Origin of the sequence: Microcystis sp. Msp_OC_L_20101000_S702, assembly GCF_007095705.1 — a bacterium.
GTDB lineage: Bacteria > Cyanobacteriota > Cyanobacteriia > Cyanobacteriales > Microcystaceae > Microcystis > Microcystis ichthyoblabe_A.
In genome coordinates this window covers 1-17553 of sequence record NZ_SFBO01000010.1, presented here as the reverse complement: position 1 = coordinate 17553, position 17553 = coordinate 1, and the positions used below count along the sequence as shown (strand labels likewise).

Sequence of the window (17553 nt, the reverse complement as noted above, 5' to 3'; positions counted from 1 at the left end):
TGTATCTTTTACTACCCTAACCCAAATCCCCGACCATCTATCCGGGCGATCGAACGCCGGAGCTTTTTCAGTGGGGTGTAGGGTGTGGGGTGTGGGGTGTGGGGTGTGGGGTGTGGGGAAAGAAACCTCTTTCATCTGTGGGGGTGAAAATTTTTTCATTGGGACTGCCTCTGTTGATCAAAGATAAGCAAAAATTATTTATTGACTGCAAAAACTTGAGAATATTTAAATTAACATTCCGCAATATTTACAAATTCTTAAGAATTAATTGAGAAAGATTTTTATTTAACAACGATGTTACAATGGTTACAGCGATTTTACTGAATTTCATAATGGTTTATTCTGTGCTTTTTTGGGCAGCAATGGTTGAAACCCTTGCCACATATAGAAGGTGATCCTAATTAAGACGGTCAAATCAGTCAATTTCACCCATAACGATGATCTTTTTTTTATGTAGTTTTATTGCAAAAAAAAAGTTTTTTTGACAAAAAGCACAAAGTATGATATTACCCAACGTATTTCTGGCTGCGAGTAATTATTGTAGAGGGGGAGAAAGGAGAAGGGAGAGGGGAGAATAAATAAAAATAATCTCCCTACCCCACACCCTGTCCCTAGGAAAAACTTCTTCAGCAAACCCTAGTTAAGGCCTGCTCGATTCTCTGACTATCGAGGGAGCGGCCGATAAAGACCAAGCGAGTTTGCCGCGTTTCCGTGGATTGCCAGGGTCGGTCGAAGAAAGAATCAAAGCGATCGCCGACTCCCTGTAACACCATACGCATCGGTTTGTTGGCCACATTAACAAATCCCTTGACCCGATAGATTTCTTCTCGGGCCACCAATTCCTTGATCCGTTGGGTCAAAATTCGGGCATCTACGGGAGAATCGAGGCAAAACTGCACAGAATTGATATCCTCATCGTGATCGTGTTCTTCCTCGTGATCATGATGACTAGGACGACTAGCTAAATTATCCTCGACGGCGGCATTAAATCCCAATAGCACATCGGGGCTAATTTGTCCATCGGCACAAGTAACTATTTTGACCGTTGATCGCAGTTGTGTTTTCAGCCAATTAATAATTTTTTCTAATTCAATTTCGCTGATGAGATCGGTTTTAGTTAAGAGTACCAGGTCAGCGCAGGCTAACTGATCCTCAAATAACTCCTCAATAGGCGTTTCGTGTTCTAAATTGGGGTCTGCTTGCCTTTGTGCCGTTAAAGCATCTAAATCCGCCACCAGACGACCCCTAGCGATAGCAAAACCATCCACCACGGTGATTACTCCGTCCACCGTCGCACCGTTGCGGATTTCCGGCCAGCGAAAAGCTTGAACCAAAGGTTTAGGTAAAGCTAATCCGGAAGTTTCGATCAGCATACAATCCAACTGTTGCCGTCGCTCCAGCAATTTCTGCATGGTGGGGAGAAATTCTTCCTGTACTGTGCAGCACAGACAACCGTTGGTCAATTCCACAATATTATCGTTGGGGTTGTCGTCGCAGGTCTGACAACTTTTCAACAAATCACCATCAATTCCCACTTCTCCGAATTCATTGACCATAACGGCCACCCGTCGGCCTTGATTATTTTGCAGTAGATGACGGATGAGGGTAGTTTTTCCCGCACCCAGAAAACCCGTGATCACAGTAACTGGAATTTTATGCATAGATAGGGCGATCGATCATATTCTTAGATCAATGTATCAGACTCTCGGTCTAGGGTTGAGGGTTTCAGCGCTAATTCTTTAGGATTGCCCCACCAATTGCCGGACTGTCACAAACTAGCTGAAATTTTCCTAGTTAGTCGTTATTCTGGTAAAAGTTTCAGCCGGCTAAAATAATCGCTGAAGAACTTTTGTGGGAGTGGATTATGTTACAACGTCTTTTTTTAGCCTTTACCCTCGCTTTTCCCCTTTATCTAGGCATCGCTATTCAACAAACTTCTCCTCTAGCTGATAGAATAAATCGCCCTTCTTCTCGCGGAATCAATAAAATTGAGCAGACGGTAAAAGCTATCCAAAAGCAATTAAAACAAGAGCATTCGGTTCAATTAGATTAATAAATTTTGGCAACAAGAGGAGAGGTAAAACTCCTCTTTTTCACTTTTGATTTGACAAATTACTTGCCATTTGCTGCGGGGGACGGTATTCGGGAACTAAATCTTGTAGGGACTTAACTAAGCCCTGACGGTCATTAACTTGAATAGAATTAAGCAATTGCTCTAATTTGATTTGTAATTTTTCCCAAGCAAGAAAGTGTTCATTAGCGCAAAAAATCTTTGGGTGAGCGGTGGGACGAGCTTTATCGGTATCGATTAATAATTCTTCGTAGAGTTTTTCCCCCGGTCTTAATCCCGTGATTTCAATATCGATATCTTGTCCTAATTCCAAGCCACTTAAACGGATCATCTGTAGGGCCAAATCGTAAATTCTTACCGGTTCACCCATATCTAACAGGAATACCTCACCCCCTCGGGCCATGGCTCCTGCTTGCATAACCAAACGCACCGCCTCGGGAATAGACATAAAATAGCGAATAATATCGCGATGGGTGAGGGTAATATTCTTACGTTGGGCGATTTGTTCCCGGAAACGCGGCACCACGGAACCGCTACTATCGAGAACATTGCCAAAGCGGACGATAGCGCAACAGGTGGAAGTGTCGGGTAAAGCGGCCAAAGCTTGCACGACTAACTCAGCACAGCGTTTACTGGCCCCCATAATGTTAGTCGGTCTGACGGCCTTATCGGTGGAAATGAGAACTAAATTACTAACCGAATTCTCGATCGCAGTCTGAGCGACATTTAAACTACCCCAAACATTAGTGTAAACCCCCTGACTAGCATTGGCTTCCACAAGGGGAACGTGCTTATAGGCGGCCGTGTGATAAATTGTCTCAATCTGGTGTTGTTGGATGACTCGGTCTAGATGATTGCGGTCGAGAACATTGCCTAGATAGGCATACTTGCGTAAATCGCTATAATTTTCGCTTAAATCAAGATCGATTTTGTAGAGGGAAAACTCGTTTAATTCGTAGATTACCAGGCATTTTGGCTTGAGGAAGGCGATTTGTCGGCATAATTCCGAACCGATGGAACCACCACCCCCGGTGACTAACACCGCTTTACCGGTGACATTTTTTCCAAAAAGTTCGGGATGAGGTAGAATTTCTTCCCGTCCTAATAATTCCGAGACATCGACACTGCGAATCTGATTGATGGTCGTTTCTCCCGATAAAATTTTTGAGAGGGGAGGAACGGTTTTAATGTCGATGGGTAAAGTTTCTAGACTTTCGATGATTTGCCGCTTTCTGGCCTTGGCTACATTAGGAATAGCGAGAATAACCCAGTCAAAGGCTGTTTTTTGGTGCAGTAGTGCCAATTGAGAGGGGGGATAAACCCTAAAGCCTTGGATCACTCGGTGCTGCAAATCGGGATTATCATCAACAAAGGCCAATAAACGATAGTGGGGGTCATTTTGTAGGGAACGTGCCAATTGACGACCCACAACCCCCGCACCATAGATAACAATTGTCGGTTCTCTATCAACACTACTGACGTAAATATTCAGACGGTGAAAGACAGAACGAATCAACAATCTCACCCCGATAACCAATACTAGGGTTAACAATGCGTCGATAATCAGGACTGAACGCGGCAAAAAGGCATCCCCTTGAAAGTAGGCCAGAATGATTAAAAACCCTGAACTATAGAGAACCGCTTGCAGTACGGAGGAAAGAAACTCTAATCCTGTATAACGTACTACGGGACGGTAAATACCTTTGAGATAGAAAACTAGAGTTTTAATGGCAATTAAGCCCAATATTGGCTCTAAAAAAGGTCTAATTTCCCGATATTCGAGGCTCAGATTCAACCTGAGAGAGAAGGCCAGATAGATGGTTAGACAAAAAACAAGGCAGTCGGTGATCATTAAAAGAGATCGCTTCGATGACCTAGATAGGTAATTAGCCAATTTAAGGATTTTGTTCGCCAGTTTTCTATACATTATCCAATTGATTAATTAATCTTAAGGTAAATTACTTGGCTCCTCTCGACTTTGTCTGGTAATCAGTGCTTATTATTCGGACGAGTCTTGCTAGGCAAGGCTTTGAAGAATATATTTACGGAAAACTACCCCTATTTTTCTCTCTTCCATACAGAAACGAGAAGAGCCAATATTTTTTTTATAACAGTAGCACTGTCCGTCTTTCCAGAGGATAATATCACCTAAATCCAATTATGTCAAGCGGCGGGATTTGTCAAGACTTTGGCTCTCTTAGGTTTGGTGGGTAAAATGTATTCTAAGATACAGTCCTGCTGGCGAGGGAGTGGAGGGAACCACTCCAGACACAGAGGACACAAAGATTGATCGCTTCTAGAGTAAGTTAAACTGGTCGCAACGCGCTCGCTACGCGAGATCACACAAAGAATAAGAGAGCCGGACTTTTTTCCTTTTAGCAACTTTTCATCGCTCCCTAAAAATTTTTTGCTTCCCCAAACTAACCGATAACTGACCGCTAGTCAAGGGTTACAATCAAGAATTGATACAAAAATTTATCGAGTCAAGTTATGAGTAATCAGTACGATGCGATCGTGATTGGGTCGGGAATCGGGGGATTGGTGACAGCGACGCAATTAGCGGCAAAAGGAGCAAAAGTCTTGGTTTTAGAGAGTTATCTGATTCCGGGGGGCAGCGCGGGTTATTTTGAACGAGAGGGTTATCGTTTTGATGTGGGTGCTTCGATGATTTTTGGTTTTGGCAAAAAGGGGACGACTAACCTCTTAACCAAAGCTTTGGCAGCGGTGGATATGAGTATCGAAACCATTGCCGATCCCGTCCAGATCCATTATCATCTCCCGGACGGATTAGACTTAAAAGTTCATCGCGACTACGAACAATTTTTACAGGAATTAATTAGCCATTTTCCCGCAGAAAAAACTGGTATCCGGCGCTTTTACGATGAATGCTGGCAGGTGTTTAATTGTCTCAATAGTATGGATTTACTATCGCTGGAAGAACCCCGCTATCTGACTAGGGTTTTTTTCCAGCATCCTTTATCCTGTTTGGGATTGGTCAAGTATTTACCCCAAAATGCGGGAGATGTGGCCAGAAAATATATTAAAGACCCGAAATTATTGAAATTTATCGATATGGAATGTTACTGTTGGTCGGTAGTACCCGCCGATCGCACTCCGATGATTAATGCGGGAATGGTCTTTAGCGATCGCCATTACGGCGGAATTAACTACCCCCGGGGGGGAGTGGGACAGATTGCTCTCAAGTTAGTCGCGGGATTGGAAAAAGCTGGTGGTGAAATCCAGTATCAAGCGAGAGTGAATAAGATTATTTTAGATGCAGGACGGGCGATCGGGGTAAGATTGACCAATGGTAAAGAATATTACGCTAAAAAGATTGTTTCTAATGCCACCCGTTGGGATACCTTCGAGAAACTACTCCCCCCGGAATCTCTCCCGGGTAGCGAAAAAAAATGGCAAAAACGCTATCAAAAATCCCCCAGTTTCCTGAGTTTGCATCTGGGAGTCAAGGCCGATGTATTGCCATCAGGAAGCGAATGTCACCATATTTTACTAGAAGATTGGGAAAATATGGAAGCAGAACAGGGAACTATCTTTGTTTCTATTCCTACCTTACTCGATCCCTCCCTAGCACCCCCGGACTATCATATCATTCATACTTTCACCCCTAGCTGGATTGATCAATGGCAAAAACTGCCTCCCCAAGAATATCAACAGAAAAAAGAGGCCGCTGCTCATCGTCTCATCGAGCGCCTGAAAAAACTCTTTCCCAAACTAGATACAGGATTAGATTATATCGAAATTGGCACAGCCCGCACCCATCGCCGCTTTTTGAATAGAATCGATGGCAGTTACGGCCCAATACCGCGAAGAAAACTGTTAGGTTTATTAGGAATGCCCTTTAATCGCACAGCTATTCCTAATCTTTATTGTGTGGGAGATAGTACCTTCCCCGGTCAAGGATTAAACGCGGTGGCCTTTTCTGGTTTTGCTTGCAGTCATCGTCTAGCGGTAGATCTCGGTTTGCCTCGTCCCAGAGATTAAAAGCTGAAAATCAGGATTTTTACCGGCGAATTCGCAAACGGGAAGGGGATACTTGACAGCGTTTCTCAGATAGATGAAGCGCATTTTTGCGACTGGAATCCTTACTTCGGCAAGGTTTGATTTATACTTCACCTTGACGAGAAACGCTGTAGATCGGTTTTGCTGATAACTGATAACTGATAACTGATAACTGATGCTTACTCCCTTTGATTCCTCGAAGTCTTTACATTGGCAGCAAAGCTTGCGATCACCGATTGTTCGTCAATTGGAGATATTTAGCTTTACAACGCAGTTTTTGACTTTTTTGCTCTGGGATCGTCTAACGGGGGCTAATAGGGGCAAAAAACGGCAAAGGAGAGCGAAATGGTTAGTTGATCGCCTCATGAATTTGGGACCAACTTTTATTAAAATTGGACAATCTTTATCGACGCGAGCAGATTTAATTCCGCTCGAATATATCGAACAATTAACCCAATTACAGGATCGAGTTCCCGAATTTAATAGTCAAGAAGCGATCCGAGTTATTGAAACAGAATTAGGACAACCCCTAGATAATTTATTTGCAAGTTTTACCGTGTCTCCCCTCGCTTGTGCCAGTTTAGGACAAGTACATCGAGCGCGGTTATTAAGTGGGGAAGAGGTCGTTATTAAGGTACAAAGACCGAATCTAGAAGGACTATTTAATCTCGATTTTGAATTGTTGCATCGTCTCACCCGTTGGTTAAATATTTTACCCGTGGTGAAAAAATATAATTTAGAAGCTATCTATCAAGAATTCTTTGAACTACTCTTTCAAGAAATTGATTATATTCATGAGGGCAAAAATGCTGATCGCTTTCGGGAAAATTTTAAGAATTATCCTCAAGTAAAAGTCCCTTTAGTTTACTGGCAATATACCACCCGCAAGGTATTAACTTTGGAGTATGTACCCGGGATTAAAGTCGATGATCGAGAGACTTTACTAGCTAATGGTATTAACGTAGATGGGATTATTCAACTGGGGATATGTTCCTATCTCAAACAACTATTACAGGATGGTTTTTTCCAATCGGATCCCCATCCGGGTAATATGGCAGTTAGTCAGGAAGGGGAGTTAATTTTCTACGATTTTGGCACGATGTTCGAGTTAAAGTCCGTCGCTAAAGATCAAATGATCGAAACCTTTTTCGCTGTCTTGAGAAAGGATACGGAAACAGTCTTAAAAACTCTGGTGTATATGGGTTTAATTGAACCCGTTAGAGATCTGCAACCCGTGCGAAATATCGTCCAGTTTCTCTTAGATGAATTTCGCGATAAACCGGTAGATGTGAGGGTCTTTGAACAAATTAGCGATCAAGTGTATTTAATGTTTAAACAGCAACCTTTTCGCTTACCTCCCCAAATGACTTTTATTATTAAATCTGTCACCACTTTGGATGGGATTGCCCGCTCTTTAGATCCTCAGTATAATTTATTAGCAGCTAGTCAACCTTTTGTGAAAAGTCTAGCGGTATCAGGAGGAACTACCAACACCATGCTTACCCTAGCTAATCAAGCTCGCACTTTTTTTCAACAACAATGGCAAAAAGGTAATAAAAACGAAAGAATGATCCGTCAGTTAGAGGAAAAGATCGAGCGAGGAAATTTAGTTTTTCAAGTTAAGTCACGGGAAAATGAGCGACTTCTGAAAAGAATTTATCTGGGAATTAAAGTATTAATTAATGTCTGTCTATTGGGATTTAGCATTATCTCAGCCATATTTTTATTAGACACCAACTATAGCAAACTAGCTATTATTCCCTTCAGTTTAGCGGGGTTATTTGGTTTATTTTTTTTGCGTTCTTCCCTAGCTTTATTGATTCAGGAAAGATTAGATAAAATGTTAGATAAGTAAATAATTATCATTTTTATTAGTAGATGGTTTTTGTTATCCGCAACAAAAATTAAAGTTTGACAGGCTGTCTGTTGACAAGATTTTCCAGAAGTTATCATAATGAAAATGTTTTCATTGCACCCAGCAGCAAGAGGACAAGAAAATGTTATTAAAATCTTTAGCCCTTGGTTCCCTTGTCGGATTATCCTTAGTTACATCTATCCCAGTCTTGGCTAATCCTTCCCTTTCTCCAGTACAAACTAACGAAGCAATAATCGCTGTCGGTCAACAAAAATCCGATTTATTTGTTAATTTAACCACCGATGATCCTTGGCGAGCTGCAATGGCCATTGGTGTCGCCACCAATATGCTGAAAAAAGGTCACTCAACCACCATTTTTTTGAATATTACAGGGGTACACCTGGCAGCGACGACCATTCCTCAACACACTAACGGTATCACCGGTAAAACCCTGCAAGCAATGTTAGTAGATTTCATCAGTCAAGGGGGAAAAGTCTTAATTTGTCCATCCTGTATGAAACAAGCAGCCATAAAACCCGAAGATCTAATTGCCGGTGTGGTGACAAGTTCCCCCGATTCCCTAGAAGCAAATTTATTTAAGGAAACGGTTAAAGTAATTAGCTGGTAATCGAGCATTTTCTAGAGAATATCGAGGCTGCCTCTCAATGTTGTCTGAGATGCAGCCAGATAACTGGATATTCTCCCCTCGTAATGGTGATTTAAATCACTGTTTAATCCAAGCTGATGGCCAAATACCGCCAATTTCGAGACCAGCTAGACGACTAGAGCTATTTATAAGGGTTTTACCACGACTATCAGCCAATTTTATCGATAATTTACCTTTGAGGGTATCTTGACAAGCAAAAGAGAGACCTTTTTCCGTGGGTACACGCACGCGATCGGGAGGATGATCACTGATCCCGATTAAGACAATGGTATAATTCTCGTTAGTTGCCCTCATTTCCCAGTATCCCCAGGGTTGCACTGTCCAAGTTAGTTGAGAATTCCAGATATCAAACTTATAAAAGCGATTTTGCCAGTGAATACCGATAATTCCCACCGATTCCGTCCAGTTAAGAACTTTCCGGGTAGAACCCACTGCGGTTAAGGTTAAATCGGGATTTTCAGGGAAAGCATTACAATTAATCCAAAACCACTTTTCGGGGAAAGAATAGCCCCAATTTTTCTCGCTATAAAAAGGTACATTCTCAAATTGATAATTTTTTCCCCGATGGGTAATCATTCCCGTTGCTAAACCATGAGCAGTTAAAATCTGCCAACCCGGGTCAAAAATCGGTAAATAAGATAATATTCCTGCTGTTGCTTGGGGTGGACGCTTGTTATCTCCCCAAGTGTACCTAGTTTCAAGGCGATAATCCCATTGACAGATTTCTCCAGTGACAGGATCATAAATTCGTCCTTGCTGCTGGTTTGCCGTTGCTTGATAACCCTCTTGAATAGACTCAAAAAAATCTGACGAAGAAAGCAAACAGGGACGGGTTTTTAAGTTAGTTTTTCCCCAATGGATAATGGCTAATTGCTGACGACTTGCCCAAAATTTATCCGTATCGGGAAAAGTGCGACAAAGATAATTAGATTCTATGGCTAAAATTTGCACTGCTCCGCCGCTATTGACTTGACCGCCCCTTGGGTCTTGAATAGAATACATAAAGGCGAATCCGTCGGCTAATTGCGGAATCATGACTCGGAAGTACCAACCTTCAAAGAATCGGGAAGTGATACCATCCCAATGGTAGCCAGAATGAGGGGGTTGTGAAGACATCTATGGGTTTATCTTTAGGTATTGATTTTGGCACGTCGGGAGCGCGAGCGATTGCTATTGATTCTAGCAAAAATATCGTCGCTGAGGTTCATTATCCTTTCACTAATGCCAATTTTCAGGATTGGCAAAAGTCCCTATTTTATTTATTGGATAATCTAGGGGATTCGGTGCGTTCAGAACTTAAATCGATCGCGATTAATGGTACTTCCTCGACGGTGTTATTATGTGATAATTGGGGTAATCCTCTTTCTGAGGCCATATTATACAATGACGGGCGAGGAATTGGGTTTTTAGAAGCAATTAAAGCTATAGCACCCCCTCACCATCCCGTGATTAGTGCCACCTCTAGTTTAGCCAAATTACTTTGGTGGAGTCAGCAAGAAATTTTTTCCCAAGCGCGTTATTTTCTCTCGCAAGCGGACTGGTTAGCATTTCTGCTGCATGGTAAACTGGGAATTAGTGATTATCATAATGCCTTAAAGTTAGGTTATGATCTCGAAAATCTCTGTTATCCGGATTGGTTAGAGAATTTACCGATGTTTAATTTACTGCCGCAAATTTTTGCCCCGGGTACAGAGATCGATACTATTAAACCGGATTTAGTGACTCGTTTTGGTATCCCGAAAGATTGTTTAATTTATACGGGAACCACCGACAGTATAGCGGCATTTTTAGCCAGTGGTGCTAATTCTTTAGGGGATGCAGTGACATCTTTAGGTTCAACTTTAGTTTTAAAGTTATTAAGTAGCCAGAAAGTTGATGATAGTAACTATGGCATCTATAGTCATCGTTTAGGAAATTTGTGGTTAACTGGTGGGGCATCTAATACGGGGGGAGCGGTGTTAAAGAAGTTTTTTTCTCATGAAGAATTGAGAAATTATAGTTTAGCAATAGATGGACAAAAAGAAAGTAATTTAGATTATTATCCTCTACTAAAAGCGGGCGAGCGCTTTCCCATTAATGAGCCTTTTTTACCCGCAAAACTGACTCCTCGCCCCGATAATCCTCTAGAATTTTTGCATGGTTTACTAGAAAGTATTGCCCGCATTGAAGCTTTAGGTTATCAGCGTTTACAGGAATTGGGAGCCAATAAATTAGAGCGAGTTTATAGTGCCGGTGGTGGGGCAAAAAATTCGACTTGGAGAATAATTCGTCAGCGTCATTTAGGGGTTCCCGTACTTTTATCTCAACAGGAGCAAGCAGCCTATGGTACTGCCCTATTAGCACAGCAATCGGTTACGCTGTTGAAATAGTCTCATAAGTAGGATTTGCGGCAAAAGTTGGCTCTTCTCGACTTTGTGTGATAATTTTTGCTTATGGAATCGTGAAATGTTGACTGAGAAGGACTTTTACGACTATTTTGCCGAAGAAACTATCAGTATAGGCTTCGTTTCCACACATAAACCAGAAGAGCCAAAAGTTTGTTGGTGGGGTTAGGAGTCGGTCGTCGGTCGTTAGGAGATAGGAGTCAGGAGACAGGAGATTATTTTATTTATTCTCCCCACACCCCACACCCCACACCCCACACCCCACACCCCACACCCTACACCCTTCGTTAATTAACCATAATAGGGTGGCTCATTACCCGGTTTCCATTTGATATTACAGCCTAAACTGGGTTTTTGCTCCGTCGGCACCGGTTGACCGGCTAAAACCTTGTCAATAGCGGCCCGGAGATCTTTGCCTGTCACCGGTACACCATTACTAGGACGACTATCATCCAATTGACCGCGATAGACTAGAATGCGCTGACTATCAAAGAGGAAAAAATCGGGAGTACAGGCTGCCGTGTAAGCTTTCGCCACTTCTTGGCTTTCGTCATAGCATAAATTGAATTTAAAGTCAAGAGTTATCGCCATTTTTTTCAAATTTTCTGGCGAATCATCGGGATATTTCTCCACGTCATTAGAACTAATGGCGAGGATGCCCAGATTGGTGTTAGCATAATCGCAACCTAGACGGGTAAGTTCTTCTTGAATGTGTTTAACAAAGGGACAATGTTCACAGAGGAAGATGACTAACAGAGCGGTTTTAGCCGCAAAGCTGTCCAGAGAAATAGTTTCACCCGAAACCACATCGGGTAAGGCAAAACTGGGAGCTTTTGTCCCCAAATCTAACATTGTGGACTCGGTGCGTGCCATAAAGTTTTTACTCTTTTCTATAGGGAGAACTGAGATTTTTATAACATTTCATGCTTCATCGCGCAAATTTAACGCCTTAGACACCATCAGTGAACAGTAAACAGTGAACAGTAAACAGTAAACAGTGAACTGATAACTGCCATAACCTACTGAAACTGATCTGACCAATTTTCGATCACACGCTGACTTTCGCGAGCAATAACTAAAGCGTTATCGGGGACATTTTTAGTGATAGTTGAACCAGCGGCCACGGTGACATTTTTTCCTAATTTTAAAGGGGCCACTAAAACACTATTTGCCCCAGTTTTTGTGCCACTGCCGATCATAGTTTGGTGTTTTTTCACGCCATCGTAATTAGCAGTAATTGTTCCCGCACCAACGTTCACTTTTTCCCCTAAAGTGGCATCTCCCAGATAGGATAAATGGGCAATATTGGTTTTATTGCCGATGCTACTTTTTTTAATTTCAACAAAATTACCGACTCGACAATTAGCCCCAATTTTCGCTTCTCCGCGCAAATGAGCATAGGGACCGATGCGACAACCAGAATCCACCTGACTATCAGAAATAACCGAAAATAAGACCGTTACATCGCTGCCTATCCGACTATTTTCGATTAAACTCCCCGGACCTATACGACAACCGGAAGCGATTATCGTCTCACCGCGCAGATGGGTTTGGGGTTCGATAATCACATCGGCACTGAGGGTGACAGTATCCTCAATGGTGACACTATCGGGGTCAATAATGGTGACTCCAGCGGCCATCCAATCATCTTTGACTCTAGTTTGCAGGATATCATAGGCGGCGGCCAATTGTTTGCGATCGTTAATGCCGCTAATTTCTAAACAGTCCTCCACATCCACAGCCATGACGGGATCGAGAAAATTGACCACATCCGTGAGATAATACTCACCTTGATCGTTATTGGGCGTTAAATTAGGGAGTATAGCAGCTAATTTTGACCAATTAAAGCAGTATATACCTCCATTAACCCGGTGGTTTTGTCGTTGGGCATCGGTACAGTCTCTTTCTTCGACAATCTGCTTAACGAGATTATTGCCATCACAAAAAACTCGACCGTAACCTTTCGGGTTAGGAAGGTTAGCAGTTAAGAGGGTGGCAGCGTTACCATGGTTTTTATGAATCTGGAGAAGATTTTGCAAGGTTTCGGGACGCAACAGGGGAACATCGCCATTTAAGACCAACAAATCCCCCTGAAAGTCCTCTAAATGGGGGATTAACTGCTGAATAGCATGGCCAGTGCCTAACTGTTCCTTTTGTTCAACAAATTCGATATCCGCAAGATGCTGTAGAGTATTTCGCACCTGTTCCCCTTCATAACCGATAATTACCAGTTTTCGCCGGGGATGTAAGGATTCGCTGACATTAAGTACCCGTTCCACTAGCGATCGACTGCCGAGGGGATGTAAAACTTTCGGAAGGCTGGACTTCATTCGGGTTCCCTTACCCGCTGCTAAAATTGCTACCGCTACCATGGTCATGCTTGCCAATATCGTTCGCGACTGAGTATATCGCACTCCGATCCCCTTGGTTGCAAGAATTTTTCCCCTCTTTCATCCTGTGCCAGTTGAGAAACTACCATAAAAAGGTTTTCTTTAAGACATTGTCAAGGTACTATACACAAATTGAAACAATTGAACATAATCAGCACTCTATAGATACCGCTATGACAACTGTACTAACTAAGGAATCCTCTGCCATGAAACAGATTCGCACCACCTACCAAGCTGACCAACAGGTGAAATACCTGCATCTGGAAGCGGAAATCGAGGTACTGCTGCAACAACTGCAAAACCTCAAGCGCAAAAACCAAGAGAATCAACACCTAAATTAAAGAAAATTTCCCTAAGAATTCTCAAATCCCACCCTCTGATCGGCGAGAAGGTGGGAAAATGTTTTTTGAGAATTCCAGATAGGTGTAGATTAATGATCAATTTTGCCTTACAGCAAGCCTTCGCCCGTCGTCATGCCCTGAAAGTGATTAGTGGGTTAAATAATTTCGATCGCTCGCAGGTTCTCTCAGTAGTTAAAGCCGCTACAGCCGGAGGAGCAACTTTTGTCGATATTGCCGCTAATGCTGACCTAATTGGGTCCGTAAAAGCCTTGACAAATTTACCCGTATGTGTATCGGCCGTCGAGCCAGAATTGTTGGTGATGGCAGTGGATGCAGGAGCAGATTTAATTGAGATCGGTAATTTCGATAGTTTTTATGCCCAAGGACGCATTTTTGAGGCGGCGGAAGTTTTAGCCCTAACCCGTCAAACTCGCGACTTACTGCCCGAAATTACCCTGTCTGTGACAGTTCCCCATCTCCTACCCCTCGATGAACAGGTGAGACTAGCAGAAGCTCTAGTTAGTCAGGGTGCCGATATCATTCAAACCGAAGGCGGCACTAGCAGTCAACCCCGTCACGCCGGTATTTTGGGACTGATTGAAAAAGCTGCCCCGACTTTAGCGGCAGCCCACGCTATTTCCCATGCGGTTAAGGTTCCCGTCCTCTGCGCTTCTGGGTTATCCATTGTCACCGCTCCTATGGCGATCGCTGCTGGAGCGGCCGGTATCGGTGTTGGTTCGGCGATCAATCAATTGGATAATGAAGTGGCCATGGTGGCAGCCGTGCGCGGTTTAGTTGAATCTCTGCAAGCACAACCGGTCTATATTGGCAACTAGAACAATTTTTGTCTAGATACGGCAGAGAAGGGGCCGTTTTCCCTTCTCTTTTTCCCTCTGTCACCAGTTATCAGTATTCGGGATTCAGGAGTCAGGAGTCAGGAGGCAGGAGTCAGAAGTTAGAAGTCAGAAGTTAGAAGTCAGGAGTCAGGATTCAGTAGATTATTTTATTTATTCTCCCCACACCCCACACCCCACACCCCACACCCCACACCCCACTTCCCACTTCCCCACCCCCATCAACTGTGGTAAAATGCGCTATGGCTCAAAACATTAGAGATAGAAGCACTCCACCATGATTCGAGATATCTTCATGCCCGCGCTCAGTTCCACCATGACCGAAGGAAAAATAGTTTCTTGGGTGAAGTCCCCCGGGGAAAAAGTCAGCAAAGGGGAAACGGTGTTAGTGGTCGAATCCGACAAAGCCGACATGGACGTGGAATCGTTTTATGATGGCTATCTCGCTGTAATTTTAGTCGAAGCTGGCCAGGAAGCACCCGTAGGAGAAGCGATCGCCTATATTGCCGAAACTGAAGCGGAAATTGAACTGGCCAAAGCTCAGGGAAAAACCGCCGCAGTCGCCCCTAGCAAGCCCGTAGAAACCCCAGAAATCACTCCGCCTCCCGTTTCGATCCCCGTCGCCGCCGTTAAAGATAATGGCCGTTTAGTCGCCTCTCCCAGAGCCAAAAAACTGGCTAAAGAATTAAAGGTGGATCTGAAAACCCTAGTGGGTAGCGGTCCCCACGGACGAATTACCGCCGAAGACGTAGAAAAAGCGACAGGAAAAGTCAGCACCGCCCCCGCTCCCGTCATTACTCCTCCGCAACCCGTCAGCGTCCCTGTAGCGGCTCCTAAAGCCCCGATTCCAACCAGCGCCCCAGTCGGTCGGACTGTTCCCCTCACCACTCTGCAAAAAGCTGTCGCTCAGAATATGTCGGTTAGCCTACAGGTTCCCACCTTCCAAGTGGGCTACACTATCACCACCGACCCACTGGATCAACTCTATCAACAGCTAAAATCCAAGGGTGTCACCATGACGGCCCTGTTAGCAAAAGCAGTAGCCAACACCCTCGCTAAACATCCGATCGTTAATGCCAGCTATAGCGACGCAGGAATTCAATACCACGGGGCGATTAACGTGGCTGTAGCCGTAGCTATGCCCGATGGTGGCTTAATTACGCCGGTTTTGCGCTCTGCTAACCAGATGGATATCTATTCCCTCTCCCGCAGTTGGAAAGATTTAGTCGATCGCGCCCGCAGTAAACAACTGCAACCGGAAGAATATAATAGCGGTACTTTTACCATTTCTAATCTGGGAATGTTCGGAGTCGATCGCTTTACGGCTATCTTACCCCCCAACCAAGGTGCAATCCTAGCCGTGGGTGCTTCCCGTCCCCAAATCGTCGTCAATAAAGATGGTTTATTCGGAGTGCAAAAACAGATGACGGTTAATCTCACCAGTGACCACCGAGTCATCTACGGGGCCGATGCGGCCTCCTTCCTGCAAGACTTGGCTAAACTGATCGAAACCGAGGTGCAGTCTTTAACTATGTAATCAGAATCTAGACAGCAGGAGCCAAGAGAGTTTCTCTCTAGCTCCTGCTTTGTTGTTACTAAAAAAATGTAAAGAATTAGCTAAAATAGGTTTAACCTTATCTATCACCCCAAACTATCGCCCAAACAAGGCCAAAAAAAGTGTTAATCTCAGGGAACTTTAAGATCTAAGCTAATATCGGTAAATTAACACTCAATTTCGCCCTATATATTAAGCCTACAATAATTCGTATTCCCACGCCCTAACGCCTACCCATAGGAAAAAATGATCACAGAGAATAGTCGCTTACGTTCAGAATTTTTAAATACACAGGTTATCACTCGCAATACAGGCAAAAAACTCGGCGTTGTTAAAGATATCCTTGTAGATATCGATCAACGAGAAGTATTTGCCCTGGGACTCCGCGACAATATCCTCTCCTTGTCGGGAATGCCTCAATATATGTATTTATCGAGCATCAGTCAGACAGGAGACGTGGTTCTCGTGGAAGATGATAACGTCTTGGAATCCGTCGATATCGATGCTTATACTCCCTTAATCGGTAGTGAAGTGATCACGGAAACCGGCGAACCTTTAGGCAAAGTCCGCGATTATCAATTTGATCCCCTCAGTGGTCAATTACATTCCATTATCATTGCTTCCCTGGGATTGCCTCTGATCCCCGAACAATTGATCAGTACCTACGAAATTTCTATCGAAGAAGTGGTTAGCAGCGGTCCGAATCGCTTAATCGTCTTTGAAGGGGCCGAGGAACGTCTCACGCAGGTTAGTGTGGGGGTTTTGGAACGTTTGGGTATTGGTCGTCCCCCCTGGGAAAGAGAAGAGGAAGAAGCTTACTATACCCCCGCTGCTCGTCCAGAAAATCAGTTAGGTACGGGTATTCCCCTCCGCACCCCCGTGGAGGCCGCTAAACCCGTTGAAGAACGCTGGAGTGAGGATGAATGGGAAAAAGAACCCCTGCGTGCCACTCCCCCACCGCAAAAACGGGCCGAGGCTCGTTATTATGAGGAAGAATACGAGGAAGAGGAAGATAACTGGGGAGAAGCTCGCTCAGAACGCGCAGAAAGCTTTTCTCGTCCTCAGTACGACGATTACGAAGATAAGGCCGAGGATGATATGTGGGATGATGACGTGGAACCAGATTACAATCCCCCCCGCATCAATATCACCGAGAAGAAAAAAGAGAGAATCCCCGAATACGAAGACGGTTAATCTTTGACAGTCCCCCTATCCATTAGTTACATCTTTCTTAACATAAAATTTGACAAAAAAAGAAAAGTGTGCTATGTGGCTCAAGGGGGTTCTCTGGGGGGACTAAATAGGGTTTGCTGAATAAATCTAAAAACCTTACAGGAAAGGGCTTTTAGCTTGATTGAGAGCTTCCCAAATGCACTTAAATCTGCTAGAATCTCTTAAAACCCTTGCATCACCCTT

Annotated in this window: 14 protein-coding genes; 9 read left to right on the top strand and 5 right to left on the bottom strand. The window is 43.8% G+C overall.

Annotated elements, in window-relative coordinates; genetic code table 11:
- Nucleotides 1–626: 626 nt before the first annotated feature.
- Nucleotides 627–1661: a cobalamin biosynthesis protein CobW gene (gene cobW, locus EWV60_RS00840; protein ID WP_002732696.1), complete on the bottom strand. Its 1035-nt coding sequence runs from the start codon at nt 1659–1661 to the stop codon at nt 627–629.
- A 203-nt stretch (nt 1662–1864) separates the two neighbouring features.
- Here cobW and EWV60_RS00835 point away from each other — a divergent pair, with 203 nt between their 5' ends.
- The gene (locus EWV60_RS00835; RefSeq protein WP_287230281.1) at nt 1865–2053 is read left to right on the top strand and encodes a hypothetical protein; all 189 of its coding nucleotides are present in this window, start codon (nt 1865–1867) and stop codon (nt 2051–2053) included.
- 40 nt (nt 2054–2093) lie between these two features.
- Here EWV60_RS00835 and EWV60_RS00830 read toward each other — a convergent pair whose 3' ends face one another.
- The gene (locus EWV60_RS00830) at nt 2094–3923 is read right to left on the bottom strand and encodes a polysaccharide biosynthesis protein (protein ID WP_287230279.1); all 1830 of its coding nucleotides are present in this window, start codon (nt 3921–3923) and stop codon (nt 2094–2096) included.
- 638 nt (nt 3924–4561) lie between these two features.
- Here EWV60_RS00830 and crtH point away from each other — a divergent pair.
- From crtH to EWV60_RS00815, 3 genes are all read left to right on the top strand, one after another.
- Nucleotides 4562–6073, top strand: a complete 1512-nt coding sequence (crtH, locus tag EWV60_RS00825; RefSeq protein WP_287230277.1) for a carotenoid isomerase — start codon at nt 4562–4564, stop codon at nt 6071–6073.
- 193 nt (nt 6074–6266) lie between these two features.
- Nucleotides 6267–7946 carry an ABC1 kinase family protein gene (locus tag EWV60_RS00820; protein ID WP_287230274.1) on the top strand — a complete coding sequence of 560 codons (1680 nt, stop codon included), beginning with the start codon at nt 6267–6269 and terminating at the stop codon, nt 7944–7946.
- 142 nt (nt 7947–8088) lie between these two features.
- Nucleotides 8089–8574: a DsrE family protein gene (locus EWV60_RS00815; RefSeq protein WP_002777498.1), complete on the top strand. Its 486-nt coding sequence runs from the start codon at nt 8089–8091 to the stop codon at nt 8572–8574.
- Between the two features lie 96 nt (nt 8575–8670).
- On the opposite strand, the gene EWV60_RS00810 is transcribed toward EWV60_RS00815, so the two are convergent.
- Nucleotides 8671–9729: a tocopherol cyclase family protein gene (locus tag EWV60_RS00810; protein ID WP_287230271.1), complete on the bottom strand. Its 1059-nt coding sequence runs from the start codon at nt 9727–9729 to the stop codon at nt 8671–8673.
- Nucleotides 9730–9731: 2 nt separating this feature from the next.
- Between EWV60_RS00810 and EWV60_RS00805 the strand changes: the two genes are divergently transcribed.
- A complete protein-coding gene (locus tag EWV60_RS00805; RefSeq protein WP_287230268.1) occupies nt 9732–10982 on the top strand; it encodes an FGGY-family carbohydrate kinase in 1251 nt (416 codons plus the stop codon).
- A 306-nt stretch (nt 10983–11288) separates the two neighbouring features.
- Here EWV60_RS00805 and EWV60_RS00800 read toward each other — a convergent pair whose 3' ends face one another.
- Together EWV60_RS00800 and glmU are read right to left on the bottom strand one after the other, a co-directional pair.
- Entirely contained in the window at nt 11289–11870 is a 582-nt protein-coding gene (locus EWV60_RS00800) for a thioredoxin family protein (RefSeq protein WP_287230265.1), read from the bottom strand.
- Nucleotides 11871–12016: 146 nt separating this feature from the next.
- Nucleotides 12017–13369 carry a bifunctional UDP-N-acetylglucosamine diphosphorylase/glucosamine-1-phosphate N-acetyltransferase GlmU gene (glmU, locus tag EWV60_RS00795; protein ID WP_287230262.1) on the bottom strand — a complete coding sequence of 451 codons (1353 nt, stop codon included), beginning with the start codon at nt 13367–13369 and terminating at the stop codon, nt 12017–12019.
- 191 nt (nt 13370–13560) lie between these two features.
- Here glmU and EWV60_RS00790 point away from each other — a divergent pair, with 191 nt between their 5' ends.
- From EWV60_RS00790 to EWV60_RS00775, 4 genes are all read left to right on the top strand, one after another.
- Entirely contained in the window at nt 13561–13728 is a 168-nt protein-coding gene (locus EWV60_RS00790) for a hypothetical protein (protein WP_002756735.1), read from the top strand.
- A 92-nt stretch (nt 13729–13820) separates the two neighbouring features.
- Nucleotides 13821–14564, top strand: coding sequence for a DUF561 domain-containing protein (locus EWV60_RS00785; protein ID WP_123231134.1), 744 nt, complete (start codon nt 13821–13823; stop codon nt 14562–14564).
- A gap of 295 nt (nt 14565–14859) precedes the next feature.
- Nucleotides 14860–16119, top strand: a complete 1260-nt coding sequence (locus EWV60_RS00780; protein ID WP_287230255.1) for a dihydrolipoamide acetyltransferase family protein — start codon at nt 14860–14862, stop codon at nt 16117–16119.
- Nucleotides 16120–16383: 264 nt separating this feature from the next.
- Nucleotides 16384–17331 (top strand): PRC-barrel domain-containing protein, encoded by a 948-nt coding sequence (locus EWV60_RS00775; protein ID WP_002777510.1) that lies wholly within the window; start codon nt 16384–16386, stop codon nt 17329–17331.
- The last annotated feature ends 222 nt before the right edge of the window (nt 17332–17553 follow it).